The sequence below is a fragment of the Nisaea sediminum genome, assembly GCF_014904705.1.
Lineage (GTDB): Bacteria > Pseudomonadota > Alphaproteobacteria > Thalassobaculales > Thalassobaculaceae > Nisaea > Nisaea sediminum.
Genome location: NZ_JACZCQ010000004.1, coordinates 123679 through 138810, shown reverse-complemented (window position 1 = coordinate 138810; position 15132 = coordinate 123679). Strand labels below are relative to the sequence as shown.

Here is a 15132-nt window from a genome sequence, read left to right as displayed (position 1 = left end):
AGCCGCGGCGGGGACGGTTGGGGCCGTCTCCGCCGCTCATTGCGGCCTGAACGCGACTGACATCAATGGATTTTCTCGGTATCAGCCTGCCGTCCTATTCTTTTGAGACGGTCTTCGGCTCCGCCATCAGCGGCGTCTTCCTCGGTGCGATCTACGCTCTTGTCGCGCTCGGGCTCACGCTGATCTACGGCGTGCTCCACATCATCAATTTCGCCCATGGCAGCCTTCTGATGCTGGCCATGTACGCGGTCTTCTTTCTCTGGAGCGCGTTCGGGGTCGACCCCTATGTTGCAATGCTGATCGTCGTGCCGGGCGGGTTCTGCTTCGGCTACCTCCTGCAGCGAAGCGTCATCGGGCGGGCGAGCCACGGGCGGGACGAGATCATTCTCCTCGCGACCCTCGGGGTTTCCATTGTGCTCGAGAATTTCGCGCTCTTCGCCTTCTCGGCAAACGAGCGCAACGTCCAGGTGCCGTATGATTTCGACGGGATCGACCTCGGCGTGGTCTATGTCGTCTGGCCGCAGCTCGCGGCGCTGGCGGGTTCCCTGCTGATCACCGGCGCACTCTGGGCCTTCATGAAATTCACCGATACCGGCAAGGCGATCCGCGCCGTCGCGAAGGAGCGGCAGGGCGCGCGCCTGATGGGCATCAATGTCGAGCATATCTTCGCCGTCAGCTTCGGCATCGGCACCGCCTGCGTCGCCGCGGCGGCGAGCCTTCTGGCTCCGACCTATGCCGTCTTCCCGCAGGTCGGCTATCTCTTCGTGCTGATCGCCTTCACCGTCGTCGTGCTCGGCGGCATGGGTAGTTTCGTCGGCGCGCTGGTCGGTGGCCTGATCATCGGCGTGACGGAGCAGATCGGCCGGCTCTATCTCGGCGAAAGCCTCGGCCTGATCACGATCTCGGCGATCTTCATCCTGATTCTTCTCTTCCGGCCGACCGGCCTCTTCGGACAACGGCTATGATCGACGCCAGGACACAGCGGATCGGCTGGGCGATCCTGATCGCGGCCCTGCTCGCGGCCCCCTTTGCCATCAGCTCCGGGCGCTGGATGGAGTTCATCGAGCTCACACTCTTCGCCGCCCTGCTCGGCCAGGGCTGGAACATCCTCGGCGGCTATGGCGGGCAGTATTCCTTCGGCCACGCGCTGTTCTTCGGGACCGCGGCCTACCTGCAGGCGCTGCTGCAGTTCAAGCTCGGCTGGAGCCCGTGGGTCACGCTCTGGTTCGCGATCGCGGGCGCCGTCGCGGTCGGCGCCTTCGTCGGTTTCCTCAGCTTCCGCTACGGTTTGCGCGGTTCCTACTTCGCACTGGTCACGCTCGCTTTCGCCGAGGCGTTCCACGTGCTCGCCCGCTCGCTCGTCTCGGTGACCGAGGGCGGGAGCGGCATCCAGCTCGCGCTGAACCAGGATCCTGAGAAGGCGATCGAGAGCTTCCAGTTCACCTTTGCAGGGCCTTTCCTGGCGGAGGCGGGGTTCTATTACGTGATCCTGTTCTGCCTGCTGATCGGATTCGCCGTGACCGGCTGGCTGAACCATTCCCGCTTCGGCGCCCAACTGCAGGCGGTGCGAGAGGACGAGGATGCGGCCGAGGCGCTCGGTATCGACGCCTTCCGGGTGAAGATGCGGGCGATCTGCCTGTCCGCCGCCGTGACCTCGCTTGCCGGGATCTACTACGTGCAGAAGTTCCTCTTCGTCGATCCCGGCATCGCCTACGGGCCGGGCAAGTCGGTGGAGGCGCTGTTCGCCGCGATCATCGGCGGCCTCGGTACGGTGATAGGCCCGCTGCTCGGCTCCGCCTTCATTCATCTGGTCGGCGAGTTCGCGAAAGAGACTATCGGCGCCATGCTCGGTGACCGGCCGGGTGTCGACCTCATTCTCTTCGGCATCATCCTGGTGCTGATCCTCGCCTACATGCCGCGCGGCCTCGTGGGCCTCGCCGAGGTGATCTGGAAACGCTTTTCTGCGAGGAAGGAGGCCGGCGATGCTTGAGGTCTCCTCCCTCACCAAGCGGTTCGGCGGCCTCGTCGCGGTCAATGGCGCGAGCCTGCACGTCGACAAGGGCGAGATCGTCTCGCTGATCGGCCCGAACGGCGCCGGAAAGACCACGCTCTTCGCTTCCATCGCGGGTTTCCTGAAGCCCAACGGCGGGACCGTCATGCTCGACGGCCGGGACATTACCGGGCGAAAGCCGCACGAGATCTGCCTGCGCGGCATGGTCCGCACCTTCCAGGTCGTGAAGCCCTTCGCCGGACTGACCGTGCGCGAGAACATCGCTGTCGGCGCCCATACAAGGATCGCGAACCGGGGCGAGGCGCTGGAGCTGGCAACAGAAGTCGCCGAGCGGGTCGGCATGGGCGGTCGGCTCGACCAGTCCGCGGGCGATCTGACCGTTGCCGGGCGTAAGCGTCTCGAACTGGCGCGGGCCCTCGCAACCCAGCCGAAACTGCTGCTGCTCGACGAGGTCATGGCGGGGCTCAACGCGACCGAGATCCACGAAATCGTCGAGATCATCCAGGGTATCCGCAAGAGTGGCGTCACCATTCTGCTGATCGAGCATGTCATGCAGGCCGTGATGAAACTCTCCGACCGGGCCTATGTGCTGAATTACGGTGAGATCATCGCCGAGGGCAGCCCGGCCGAGATCGCGCACGATCCGCAGGTGATCGAGGCCTATCTCGGGCATGGTGCGGCGGAACGGATGAAGACCGCGGGAGGCGCCGATGCTTGAGGTCAAGGATCTCCGCGCCGGCTACGGCCACGCCAAGGTGCTGCACGGCGTCTCGCTCAAGGTCGGCGAGGGCGAACTCGTCGCCCTGCTCGGCAGCAACGGCGCGGGCAAGTCGACGCTGAACAACAATGTCTCCGGGATCTTCAAACCGTTCGGCGGAAGCATCCGCTTCGACGGGATCGAGATCGCCGGCGCCTCGACGGAAGAGATCGTCGACCGGGGGCTGATCCAGGTGCCGGAAGGCCGCCGGGTGTTCCCGAACATGACCGTGCGGGAGAATCTCGAACTCGGCTCCTACCGCCGCGCCAAGCCGAACCGGGTGCGCAATATCGAACATGTAGTCGAGACCTTCCCGCGCCTGAAGGAACGCTTCGGGCAATATGCCGGAACGCTCTCCGGCGGCGAGCAGCAGATGCTGGCGATCGGCCGCGGCCTGATGGCGGAACCGCGCCTGCTGATCCTCGACGAGCCCTCGCTCGGTCTCTCGCCGCTGCTGGTGGAGGAGATGTTCACGCTGATCCAGAAGCTGCGCTCACAAGGGCTTGCCGTCTTTTTGGTCGAGCAGAATGTCGTGCAGTCGCTGGAGATCGCCGACCGTGCCTATGTGATGGAGAACGGCCTGATCACCGTCGAGGGCGCGGCGCGGGATCTGATGAACGATGAGGAGCTGCGCCGCTCCTATCTGGGGATGTAGCCCATGGGCCAGACAACGGGCATGACGCTCGCGGAAAAGATCATCGCACGCGCCGCCGGGCAGGATAGCGTCCAGGCAGGGGAGATCGTCACCTGCCGGGTCGATCTCGCCATGATCCATGACAGCGGCGGGCCGCGCCGAGTGAAGCCGGTGCTGGAACGGCTCGGGGTCAAGGTCTGGGACAACCGCAAGGTCGTGGTCATTTCCGATCATTACGTTCCGGCGGTCGACCAGCAGAGCGCGGCGATCCTGAAGCTCACCCGCGACTGGGTGAAGGACCAGGAGATCGAGAGCTTCTACGACCAGCAGGGTATCTGCCATGTAGTGCTGCCGGAGCGCGGACACCTCAAGCCCGGCATGTTCGTGGTCGGCGGCGACAGCCACTCGCCGACCGGCGGCGCCTTCGGCTGCTACATGTTCGGTGTCGGCGCGACGGACATGGCGGGCGTGCTGGTAACAGGGGAAACCTGGATCCGGGTGCCGGAGACGATCCGCATCGACTGGCAGGGGACGCTGCCGCACGGTTCCTCGGCCAAGGACATGATGCTGAAGCTCTGCGCCACACTCGGCATGGACGGCGGCGACTACCAGGCGGTCGAATACACCGGCAGCACCATCGCCGGCCTCTCCATGACCGAGCGCATGACCATGTCCAACATGGCTGCCGAACTCGGCGCGCAGGCGGGGCTGATCGCCGCTGACGGAACGACGTCGGAGTATATTCGTGCCGCCGGAGCCAATCCCTCCGAAGGCGTCCCGTTCGTCGGGGACAAGGATGCAACCTACCGGGTGGTTCACGAGTTTGACGCCTCGGCGCTTGGTCCTCAGGTCGCGGCCCCGGACAGCCCGGCCAATTCGGGGCCTGTCGAGGAGGCGGACGATACCGCGATCGACCAGTGCTATATCGGCGCCTGCACCGGCGCGAAGCTGGAGGATCTCCGCATGGCCGCCGAAGTGCTCTGCGGCCGCAAGGTCGCGAGCTCGACGCGCCTGCTGATTGCCCCGGCCTCGACTCGTGTGACCGCTGCCGCTGCCGCCGACGGAACCCTCGCCAAGCTGACCGAGGCTGGCGCGATCTTGATGCCGTCCGGCTGCGGCGCCTGCGCGGGCTACGGCGCGGGCGTGCTGGCCGAGGGCGAGACCTGCATGGCCTCCACCGCGCGCAACTTCAAGGGCCGCATGGGTGCGCGTTCCTCCAAGGTCTGGCTGGGCTCGCCCTATACGGTGGCGGCGACCGCCGTTGCCGGACGTGTCGCCGATCCGCGGCTTTTCCTCGCGGAGAACGGCCGATGAGCCGGGTCTGGAAATACGGCGACAATGTCGACACCGACCTGCTCGCCCCTGGAGCGTACATGAAGGGCCCGATCGAGGATCTGGCGGCCCATTGCCTCGAGGCCATCGATCTCGATTTCGCGAAAGAGGTCGAACCGGGCGACGTTATCGTCGCCGGGCGCAATTTCGGGATCGGTTCAAGCCGTGAGCAGGCGGCAGAGGTGCTGGTCCTGCTCGGCGTGACGGCGGTCATCGCGAAAAGCTTCGGCGGGATCTTCTACCGCAACGCCTTCAATCTCGGCCTTCTGGCGCTCGTCGCCGACGCCGAATCCGACGTCGAAGCCGGCCACGAACTGGAACTCGACCCGGCCTCCGGCACCATTACCAACAAGACCACCGGCGCGCAGATCGCCGCCGAACCCGTTCCCGAGCATCTCCGCCGCATCGTCGCGGCGGGCGGGCTCGTTCCCTATCTCGAGCAACGACTGGAGAAGCGCTCATGACGCCGTCAAGCGTCCTGAAACAACGACTGAAGCAGCCCGATATCCTTGTGGCGCCCGGTGTGTTCGACGCCTTCAGCGCCATGGCGGCCGCGAAAGCCGGCTTTGAGGCGCTCTACGTCTCCGGCGCATCGATCGCCTATACCCGGCTCGGCCGTCCCGATATCGGGCTCTTCGGGCTCGAGGAAGTCGCCGACGTCGTGTCGCACATCTCCGAACGCGTCGACCTGCCGCTGATCGTCGATGCCGATACCGGCTTCGGCAACGCGCTGAACGTACAGCGTACCGTGCGCCTGCTGGAGCGTTCCGGCGCCGCCGGAATCCAGATCGAGGATCAGGCAATGCCGAAACGCTGCGGTCATCTCGACGGCAAGGCGCTGGTGTCCGTATCGGAAATGGCCGGCAAGATCCGGGCTGCCGTGGATGCGCGGCGCGACGAGGCGACGCAGATCGTCGCCCGCACCGATGCGATCGGCGTCGAGGGCTTCGAGGCGGCGCTGGAACGGGCTGAGGCCTACAAGCAGGCGGGTGCCGACGTTCTCTTCGTCGAGGCGCCTCGGGACGAAGCCGAGATCGCCGAGGTCGTGAAACGTTTCGGCTCGGACATTCCGCTGCTGGCCAACATGGTCGAGGGCGGCAAGACCCCGGCGATGACGGCGGAGGAACTTCAGGCGGCCGGTTTCGACATCGTGATCTTCCCGGGCGGCCTGATGCGCGCGCTCGCGGTCACCATCACCGAATATTTCACGAGCCTGCACGCCCATGGTTCCACCAAGCCCTTCCAGGCGCGGATGCTCGATTTCCGCGAGCTGAACGAGCTGCTCGGGACGCCGGGGATTCTCGAGGCGGGCCGGAAATACGACGGGGAGAGCACGTGATGGCCGACCTCGATCCGGTCACGCTCGCGGTTCTGAAGGGCCGGCTGGAGCAGATCGCCGACGAGATGGACGCGACGCTTTTCCGCAGCGCCTTCAACCCGATCATCGCCGAGGCACATGACGCCTCGCACGGCCTCTACCACGCGACCACCGGCGAGACGCTGGTGCAGGGCAAGTCCGGCCTGCCGATCTTCGTCGGCGCCATGTCCTTCGCGGTGAAGGCGGTGATCGACAAGTTCGGCGCCGGGGGGATTTCCGAGGGCGACGTCTTCATCTTCAACGATCCCTACGAGGGCGGCACCCACCTTTCCGACTTCAAGCTGGTGCAGCCCTTCTACCGGGACGGCGAGCTCTTCTGTTTCCTCGCCTCGGTCGGCCACTGGCACGATGTCGGAGGCAACGTGCCGGGCAACTACAACCCTGTCGCGACCGAGAGTTTCCAGGAAGGGATGATGATCCCGCCGGTGAAACTCTTCGCCAGGGGCGAGATGCGCACCGACGTGGTCGATATCCTGAAGGCCAATTCTCGCCTGCCGGGAAGTCTCTACGGCGACCTCAACGGCCAGATCAACGCGCTGCGGCTCGGCAACGAGCGGTTGGGAGCGCTGCTCGACGAGTACGGAGCCGGCACCGTCGCGGGCGCCATGACCGAGCTGCGGGACCGCGCGGGCCAGCTCATGCGCAGCCTGATCGGCGACATGCCGGACGGACGCTATTCCGCCGACGATTTCCTCGACAATGACGGCATCGTGGACGAGCCGCTCCGCATCGCGCTCGACATCGTCATCGAGGGCGAGAAGATGGTGCTCGACTTCTCGCGCACCTCGCCCGCCTGCGACGGGCCGGTGAACATCTCCCGCTCGACCGCCATCGCCTCCTGCTACGTGGCACTGAAGCATGTCTTCAAGGACGTCCCGGCCAATGCGGGCGTGCTCGCGCCGATCGAGTTCGTTATTCCCGAGGGCAGCCTGCTCAGCGTCTCCGCGCCGAAGCCGGTCGGGGGGTACACGGAAACCATCCTGCGCATCATCGACACGGTCTTCGTCGCGCTCAGCACGGCGGCGCCGGAGCGGGTGAACGGCTGCGCCTACGGCACGATCAACGCGCTCTCGCTCGCCGGGCACCGCAAGGACGGGCGGCGCTGGGTGATGTTCTCCTTCTTCGGCGGCGGCCATGGCGGCAATCCGAAGGGCGACGGTCTGAACCATGGCAACGCGCCGATCTCGACCGCGACGATCCCGGCGATGGAGATCCTCGAGGCCGCCTATCCGGTGCGCTTCACCCAGTGGGCACTCCGCCCCGACAGCGGCGGCGCCGGGCGGCATCGCGGCGGGCTAGGCGCGATCTACGAGATCGAGCTGCTGGAGGAGAAGGCGGATGTCTTCCTCTTCGGAGAGCGTGGCCGTTTCGCGCCGAAGGGCGTGGTCGGCGGCGGTTCCGCAGCGCTGAACAAATTCACCTACGAGCAGGCGGACGGGGATCACGTCCCGCCGATGGCCTCCAAGATGGTCGGCATCAAGCTGGCGAAAGGCCAGAAGGTGCGGCTGGAGACGCCGGGCGGCGGCGGCTACGGCGACGTGCTGGAGCGCGATCCGGCGGCGGTCGCCGAAGACGTGCGCCTCGGCTATGTCAGCGCCGGGGCCGCAAAGGAAACCTACCGCACCGTCATCGCGGCCGACGGTTCCGTCGATGCCGCGGCTACCGAACACCTGCGCGCGGAGTCTGCGCAATGAATGACATGAGCCGGAAGACCGTCGTCGGAGTCGATGTCGGCGGGACTTTCACCGATCTCTTCTTCCTCGACGAGGCGGCGGGCACCTGCGGCGTTGCCAAGGTCCCCTCGACCAAGCCGGACCAGTCTGAGGGCATCCGCGGCGGGATCGCCGAGGGCGGTGTCGAGCTCGGCGCCATCGGCACCATCGTGCACGGCACGACGGTCGGCACCAACGCGCTGCTGGAGCGCAACGGCGCCCGCACAGGGGTGATCACCACCACCGGTTTCCGCGACGTGCTGGAGATGCGCCGGCGCGACCGGCCGCAGACCTGGGGCCTCTGGGGCAGTTTCGATCCCGTCGTCCCGCGCGACCTCCGCCTGGAGGTTGACGAACGGGTGCTGGCGGACGGCTCCGTCCATACGCCAGTCGATCCGGAGGCGGTCAAAGCGGCGGCAAAAATTTTGCTGGAGCGCGGTGCCGAGTCTGTCTGCGTCTTCTTCGTCAACGCCTATGCCAACGATGCCAACGAGAAGGTCGCGCTGGACGCGGTGAAGCAGGTCTGGCCGAACCCGCATGTGACGGCGTCCAGCGTCATCCTGCCGGAAATCCGCGAGTTCGAGCGCGGCTCGACCGCGTCTCTCAACGCCTATCTGCAGCCGCCGGTCGGGAACTATCTCGAACGCTTAGAAAACGGTCTCCGGGAAGGCGGTTTCGGCGGCCAGGTGCTTATCGTGCAGTCGAACGGCGGCGTCATGTCGGCCGAGGTCGCGCGCGCCCTGCCGGTGCGCACCGCGCTCTCCGGCCCGGCGGCGGGCGTGATTGCCGGTGCCTATATCGCGGCGGCGGCGGGCGAGCCGAACATCATCACCTGCGATATGGGCGGCACCAGCTTCGACGTCTCGCTCGTCGCGGACGGAGAGAGTGCGCTCAGCGCCCAGACCTCGATCGATTTCGGCATGGTGGTCCGCACCCCGATGATCGAGATCACCACCATCGGCGCCGGCGGCGGCTCCATCGCCTCGGTCGACCGCGGCGGCCTGCTGCAGGTCGGCCCGGAAAGCGCGGGCTCCGATCCGGGTCCGGTCTGCTACGGCCTCGGCAACAAACGCCCCACCGTGACCGACGCGAATGTCGTCATGGGGCGGATCAACGCTGAGCGCCCGATTGGCGGCAAGCTCGCCCGCCTCGACGTGGAAGCGGCGAAGGAGGCGATCCGCATCCATGTCGCCGAGCCGCTCGGCATCGAGGTCATGGAAGCGGCGGAAGCCATCGTGCGCGTCGCCAACGCCAAGATGGCGGGCGCGATCCGTCTTGTCTCCATCGAGCGCGGGCACGATCCGAAGAGCTTCACCGCCATGCCGTTCGGCGGCGGCGGCGCGCTGCATACCGGCGCGCTGATCAAGGAGGTCGGCCTCGCGAGGGCGCTGGTCCCGCGCTATCCGGGTGTCACCAGCGCGCTCGGCTGCGTCATCGCCGACATGCGGCACGACCGGGTGCAGACCCTGAACACCCTTCTGGACGCGCTCGACGTGGCTGTGCTCAACACGGCGGTCGACGAGATCGTCGCAGAGGCCGAAGGGCTGCTCTCTGGCGCCAACGTGGTCTTCGAGGGTGTCGAGCGCATGGTCGAGTTCGACATGCTCTATCTCGGCCAGACCCACACCGTATCCGTGCCGGTGCCGGACGCCATGAACGGTGGATCCGCGGCGCTCGATGTGGCGAAGATCCGCTCGGCCTTCGAAGCGGCCTACCGGTCCGCCTTCGGCAGCCTGCTGGAAGGTATAGGCATCCGGGTGATGAATCTTCGCGTCGCCGTCATGGGCAAGCGGCCGAAATTCGATCTCGCCCTGCTGGCGCCGGCGGCCGGCGGTTCGGTTGAGGCCTCGCGCACCGGCGCGCGGAAGATCTGGTTCGACGGCGCCTGGTGGGACAGCCCGGTCTATGACCGGCTCTCGCTTCCGGTCGGGGCCGAGGTGCCGGGGCCGGCGGTGCTGGAGCAGGCGGACACGACGATCCTCGTCGATCCGGACCTCACGGGCACGGTCGACAGCTACGGCAACTTCACGATCGCGAGGAAAGGCTGATGGCGGGCAGTTTCGATCCTGCGACCACGGCGCTGCTGCTGGTCGACATGCAGAACGACTTCCTCCACCCCGAAGGCGCCTATGCCCGGGGCGGCGCCAAGGCGGCCGAGATCGCGGCTCTGCCGGCGAAGCTGAAGCCGGTGGCGGACGCCATGCGGTCGGTGGGCGGCTGGATCGTCTCGACCCATTTTACGCTCGTACCGGGCAAGGGCGGCGAGCCCTTCGTCTCGCCGCACCTGAAACAGCTCCGGCCGTTCCTCCGGAAAGGCGATTTCGCCCCCGGCAGCTTCGGGCAGGACCTGATCGAGGACCTCGCGCCAGCCGACATCAAGGTCGAGAAGGTGGCCTTCTCCGCCTTCTACATGAGCCGCCTCGAATGGGTGCTGAACCGCGCCGGGATCGAGCATCTCGTCGTTGGCGGCATCGTCACCAACGGCGGCGTCGCCTCGACGGTGCGCGACGCCCACGTCCGCGATTTCCACGTCACTGTGCTCTCGGACGGCTGCGCCGCTTTCTCGCCGGAAGTGCACGAGACCAACATTGCGGCGTTGAAGAGCGTCGCCGGGATCGAGAGCTGCGCGGATGTGATCGGAAGGCTGTCTGTATGATCGGCATCGCGTCCGCCGAAGAGGTCGAATTCGAGACCCGGGTCCAGATCGTCGTCGTCGGAGCCGGGGCCTGCGGGCTGACCGCAGCTCTGGCGGCGGCCGACGCGGGGGGCGAAGTGCTGGTTCTGGAACGGGACGAGAGCCCGTTCGGCTCCACCTCCATGTCCTCGGGTTTCATTCCTGCAGCGGCGACGCGCTGGCAGCAGGCACAGGGGATCGACGACGATCCCGGGCTGTTCCTGGAGGATATCCAGCGCAAATCCCACGATCGCTCCGATCCGACGGTCGCGGCGGAGGTGGTCGAGGCCATCGGCTCCGCATTGGAATGGCTCGAAGACGAGCACGGTATTCCCTTCGAGCTGCTGGACGGCTTTCTCTATCCGGGACACAGCCGGCACCGGATGCATGCGGTACCGGAGCGCACGGGCGAGGCGCTGTTGACCCGCTTGCTTCAGGCGGTGATGGAGGCGGGCGTTCCGGTCATGACCGATGCCCGCGTGACGACGCTTTTCGTTGACGACGACGGCATGATCGCCGGGGTCGAGATTACCCGGCCGGACGGCAGCGGCGAGCTCATCGGCTGCGGCAGCCTGGTTCTCGCCTGCAACGGATATGGCGGCAATCCGGACATGGTGGCGGAGCATATTCCCGCGATGGCCGGGGCCGAATATCACGGACATGCGGGCAATACCGGCGATGCGGTGATCTGGGGCGAGGCGCTCGGCGCCGAGATCCGCGATCTGACGGCGTGCCAGGGACACGGCTCGCTCGCCGTGCCGCACCGGATCCTGATCACCTGGGCCCTGATGATGGAAGGCGGGATCCAGGTGAACCGCAACGGCGATCGTTTCGCTAACGAGCATCAGGGCTACAGCGAACAGGCGGTCGACGTCCTGAAGCAGCCGGGCGGCATCGCGTTCGATATCTATGACGCGCGTCTGCACACGCTCGGGCTGGAGTTTCCGGACTACCGGGACGCGGTCCATGCCGGCGCTGTCCGTCAATGCAACAGCCTGGACACCCTGGCTGAATTTACCGGCGCGCCGCAGCAGAAGCTGGAGGCCGCGATTCTGGAAACATACGAGCAGGAGGTCGACCGGTTCGGCCGCGATCTCGGCAAGACGCCGGGGCTGCAGGCGCCCTTCTTTGCCGTCCGCGTCACCGGGGCCCTGTTCCACACCCAGGGCGGGCTCGCCGTCGATGGCGATGCGCGGGTGCTGCGCGAGGACGGTTCCTGCTTTCCCAACCTTTTCGCCGCGGGCGGCGCCGCCGTCGGCGTCTCCGGGCCGGATATCTCGGGTTATCTGTCCGGCAACGGCCTGCTCACGGCGGTGGCGCTTGGCCGGATAGCGGGCGAGTCGGCCGCTTCCGTCTGGTAACGTCGCTGCCCTGGCATTGACACCGGGGTGCCCGGCGGTAAGGTCCGTCCTCGTGGGGTAACGTCCTCACTCCGTCAAGGGTATGAACGTCCGGGAGCGTCCCGGTCCATCCGGGCCGGAAACGCCGCCGTTTGCCGGGCCTTTCCAAAGCACAGCGCTCGCCATGACTGACCGTCCCGATGTTCAGGCCGACGATTCCGGCCCACCGCCCGAGGGATCGCCGACCGGTCGCTGGTCTCTGCTGCGCTGGTTCGCCTCCTCCGCAACCCTGAACGTGCCGCAGGCGGCAAGTCCGGTCGCCTTCGCGCTGCTCACGCTCGGCCTCACCGGCGATGCCAGCCAGGGGGCGGCGCTTATCCTCGTCATGACCCTCGCCCAGGTGCTCGGAGCGGTTCCGATCACGCGTCTCGGCCGGAACGTCGCAGCGGCGCGCTACCTGCAGCTTCTGGTTTCGATCCGGACGATTGCACTGGTGCTGATGGCTGCTCTGGCCTTCTTCGGCATTCCCTTCGTCTGGCTGTTCGTTTGCGCGGCGATTGCGGGCTCGGTGAACGGCGCGGCGTTCGGTTACCTGCGCTCCATCCTGAACAGTCTGACTTCGACGGCGGGGCTCCCGAGGGCATTGGGGATTGCTGCAACGCTCGGAGAGGTGACCTTCGTCCTGTCGCCGGTGATCGCGTCCGGCCTCGGCAGCATCTCGCCGACCTTCGGTATCCTGGCGCTGGCGGCGCTCGGGTTCGTGCCGTGCCTGATCGTCCCGCACGTCGCCTCGGTGCATGGCGAGAAGGTGCAGCCGGCAAGGACCTCGGTGCTGACGCCCGCGGTTGGCCTCTGGCTGCTCTGTGCGACGGTCGGCGGTGCGGTCGTCGCCTCGATCGAGATCGGCGCCGTCGCCCTCGCGCTCAAGTTCGGCTACGAGCCGGCGCTTGCCATCATGTTCACGGTGCCGCTCTGCATCGCCTCCATTTCGGGCGGGATCTGGGTCAGCGTCTTCAACCGCCGTCTCTCGCGCCCGGTGGTGGTCCTCCTGTTGCTGCTCATGGCCGTTGGCGCCACGCTGGCCGCATCCGGCCTGTCGCTCGCGACGACCATTGTGGGCGCGGTCGTGATCGGATCCGTGATAGCGCCGCTCGGAACCTATTATTCCCTGACCCTCGACACCCTGGTCCTCCCGGAAAAGCGTGCGGAAGTCTTCGCGCTGCTCCGGACCGGCAACGCGGTCGGCGTCATCTTCGCGAGCTCGGTGCTGACCGCATTCTCCATCACGGCGGCGCTCGGCGCCGTTGCGGCGTCGATGTTCGCCACCGCGCTGCTGGTCGCGGCCGCCTCGCTGCCGAAGCGCTGAGGCGGCCGGTCCCGGCGGTCAGCCCCTCAGCGCCCGGAGGCAGAGCGCGGCATTTACCCCGCCGAAGCCGAAGCTGTTGCAGAGTGCCGCGCCGATATTGCTCGCCCGCGCCGTCAGCGGCACGAAATCGAGATCCTCGGAGCCCTCGTCCGGGGCGGTGAAGTTCAGCGTCGGCGGCAACGTTCCGCGCAGCACGGCAAGCGCGGTGAAGACGGCCTCGACGCCGCCCGCGGCGCCGAGGAGGTGGCCGATCGCGGATTTAGTCGAGGAGATCGGCGTCGCCGTGAGCGCCTTGCCGAACACCCGGCGCAGCGCGGCAAGTTCCGCCCGGTCGCCAACAGGGGTCGAGGTGGCGTGCCCGTTCACGTAGCCAATCTCCTCCGGCGCGAGGCCGGCCCGGTTCAGCGCGGCCGAAATGGCAAGCGCGGCACCGCCGCCGTCTTCCGGTCCGGCGGTGATGTGCCAGGCGTCGGCACTGGTGCCGTATCCGGCAACCTCCAGCAGGGGAGTGGCGCCGCGCGCTTCGGCATGGCTCCGCCGCTCCAACACGACCAGCCCGGCGCCCTCGCCGAGCACGAACCCGTCCCGGTCCCGGTCATAGGGGCGGGAGGCGGCGGCGGGATCCTCGTTCCGGGTCGAGAGCGCGCGGGCCGCGGCGAAGCCGCCGATGGTCAGCCGGTCGATGCAGGCTTCGGTGCCGCCCGCCAGCACCACATCCGCCTCTCCCGCGCGGATCAGCCGGACGCCGTCGCCGATCGCCTGCAGCCCGGCGGCGCAGGCCGTCACCGGCGTATCGATCGGCCCCCGGAAGCCGTAGCGGATCGAGATGTTCCCGGCCGCGAGATTGCCGAGGAAGGCCGGGATGACGAAGGGGGAGAGGCGCCGGTAGCCGCGCTGGTCGAGCGTGGCCTTGGCCTCGGTGATGGTCGGAAAGCCGCCGATGCCGGTGGCGACCGCCGTCGCGGTGCGGTCGCGGCTCTCCTGGTCTTCCGGTTTCCAGTTCGCCTGGGTCAGCGCTTCCTCGGCCGCGGCGAGAGCGTAGATGGTGAAGAGATCGACCTTCTTCCGCTCCTTCGTAGAGACCACGGCGTCGATATCGAGTCCGGCTTCCGCATCCTCCTCCTTCGACGGCACCAGTCCGGCGAAGCGGGTCGGCAGGTCCGAGACGTCGACGCGGTCGATGCCGCGGATGCCGGACCGGCCCTCGAGGAGCCTTTTCCACACGGTCTCGACCCCTGCGCCGAGCGGCGTGACGAGGCCCATTCCGGTAATCACGATCGGATCGTCAGACATGTCTTTCTCCAGTTATGTATATGCACAACTTCAGTTAAAAATGATCACTCGAGATCGCTCAGGATCTGCAGCGCGTCCTGGACCATGTTCCATTTCTCCTCGCCGAGTTCCGCCTTGATCCGGTCATGCGCCTCGAACCAGACCGGGATGAAGTCGGCGACACATTGTTCGCCGGCCTGGGTCAGTTCGACGCGCTGCGCGCGGCCGCGGCCCTCAACCTCCGACGAGATCAGGCCTCTCTTGCGCAATATCTTCAGGTTCCGGGTCAGTGCACTCCGCTCGATAGCGGTGCGCTCCGACAGTTCGCTGACGGAAGAGAAACCGCCACGGGAAATCGAGAAGAGCAGGGTGATCTGCGGCGCGCTCAGATCGAGCGGCAGGTCGAGCCGGTTGTAGCGCCGGGTAATCGCGCGGGCCGCCCGGCGCGTCTTCACCACGAGACAATTGGCGGCCATATATCCAGCGAGCTTTGCGTCCATGTCTGTCACTTAATGTGCATATGCACACCTGTAAAGGGCGAAGATTGCCGGGACATGCCGGAAAATGGGAGCCTGCCCGGCGCCAGCATCCGGTTGCGGCAGAAGCATAAAACCGCTAGGACAAGGCGCTTTTTTGCCTTCAGAGCCGGAGAGACC

14 protein-coding genes are annotated in these 15132 nt (G+C 66.9%); 12 read left to right on the top strand and 2 right to left on the bottom strand.

The features are described from left to right. Positions 1-65: 65 nt before the first annotated feature. The 12 genes from IG122_RS09710 to IG122_RS09655 all read left to right on the top strand — a co-directional run bounded on the left by IG122_RS09710 (position 66) and on the right by IG122_RS09655 (position 13204). Positions 66-965 carry a branched-chain amino acid ABC transporter permease gene (locus IG122_RS09710; protein ID WP_193182952.1) on the top strand — a complete coding sequence of 300 codons (900 nt, stop codon included), beginning with the start codon at positions 66-68 and terminating at the stop codon, positions 963-965. Beyond that, complete coding sequence (locus IG122_RS09705; RefSeq protein ID WP_193182951.1) at positions 962-1990, top strand: branched-chain amino acid ABC transporter permease; 1029 nt, start codon at positions 962-964, stop codon at positions 1988-1990. Before IG122_RS09710 ends, IG122_RS09705 begins: the two co-directional genes overlap by 4 nt. After that, a complete protein-coding gene (locus tag IG122_RS09700) occupies positions 1983-2729 on the top strand; it encodes an ABC transporter ATP-binding protein (RefSeq protein WP_193182950.1) in 747 nt (248 codons plus the stop codon). Before IG122_RS09705 ends, IG122_RS09700 begins: the two co-directional genes overlap by 8 nt. Continuing rightward, complete coding sequence (locus IG122_RS09695; protein WP_193182949.1) at positions 2722-3423, top strand: ABC transporter ATP-binding protein; 702 nt, start codon at positions 2722-2724, stop codon at positions 3421-3423. The genes IG122_RS09700 and IG122_RS09695 overlap by 8 nt, the downstream gene beginning before the upstream one ends. Positions 3424-3426: 3 nt before the next feature. Then, positions 3427-4716, top strand: coding sequence for a 3-isopropylmalate dehydratase large subunit (locus IG122_RS09690; protein ID WP_193182947.1), 1290 nt, complete (start codon positions 3427-3429; stop codon positions 4714-4716). Further along, positions 4713-5198, top strand: a complete 486-nt coding sequence (locus IG122_RS09685) for a LeuD/DmdB family oxidoreductase small subunit (RefSeq protein WP_193182945.1) — start codon at positions 4713-4715, stop codon at positions 5196-5198. The genes IG122_RS09690 and IG122_RS09685 overlap by 4 nt, the downstream gene beginning before the upstream one ends. Next, complete coding sequence (locus IG122_RS09680; protein WP_193182943.1) at positions 5195-6073, top strand: isocitrate lyase/PEP mutase family protein; 879 nt, start codon at positions 5195-5197, stop codon at positions 6071-6073. The genes IG122_RS09685 and IG122_RS09680 overlap by 4 nt, the downstream gene beginning before the upstream one ends. Next, positions 6073-7806 (top strand): hydantoinase B/oxoprolinase family protein, encoded by a 1734-nt coding sequence (locus tag IG122_RS09675; protein ID WP_193182941.1) that lies wholly within the window; start codon positions 6073-6075, stop codon positions 7804-7806. Before IG122_RS09680 ends, IG122_RS09675 begins: the two co-directional genes overlap by 1 nt. Further along, a complete protein-coding gene (locus IG122_RS09670) occupies positions 7803-9872 on the top strand; it encodes a hydantoinase/oxoprolinase family protein (protein WP_193182939.1) in 2070 nt (689 codons plus the stop codon). The genes IG122_RS09675 and IG122_RS09670 overlap by 4 nt, the downstream gene beginning before the upstream one ends. Next, on the top strand, positions 9872-10480 hold the full coding sequence (locus IG122_RS09665) for a cysteine hydrolase family protein (protein ID WP_193182937.1): 609 nt from the start codon (positions 9872-9874) through the stop codon (positions 10478-10480). The genes IG122_RS09670 and IG122_RS09665 overlap by 1 nt, the downstream gene beginning before the upstream one ends. Then, positions 10477-11859: an FAD-dependent oxidoreductase gene (locus tag IG122_RS09660; RefSeq protein WP_193182935.1), complete on the top strand. Its 1383-nt coding sequence runs from the start codon at positions 10477-10479 to the stop codon at positions 11857-11859. The genes IG122_RS09665 and IG122_RS09660 overlap by 4 nt, the downstream gene beginning before the upstream one ends. A 163-nt stretch (positions 11860-12022) precedes the next feature. Beyond that, complete coding sequence (locus IG122_RS09655; protein WP_193182933.1) at positions 12023-13204, top strand: MFS transporter; 1182 nt, start codon at positions 12023-12025, stop codon at positions 13202-13204. Between the two features lie 18 nt (positions 13205-13222). On the opposite strand, the gene fabF is transcribed toward IG122_RS09655, so the two are convergent. Together fabF and IG122_RS09645 are read right to left on the bottom strand one after the other, a co-directional pair. Next, complete coding sequence (gene fabF, locus IG122_RS09650) at positions 13223-14497, bottom strand: beta-ketoacyl-ACP synthase II (protein ID WP_193182931.1); 1275 nt, start codon at positions 14495-14497, stop codon at positions 13223-13225. A 44-nt stretch (positions 14498-14541) separates the two neighbouring features. Then, the gene (locus tag IG122_RS09645; protein ID WP_193182929.1) at positions 14542-14976 is read right to left on the bottom strand and encodes a MarR family winged helix-turn-helix transcriptional regulator; all 435 of its coding nucleotides are present in this window, start codon (positions 14974-14976) and stop codon (positions 14542-14544) included. Between the last annotated feature and the right edge of the window lie 156 nt (positions 14977-15132).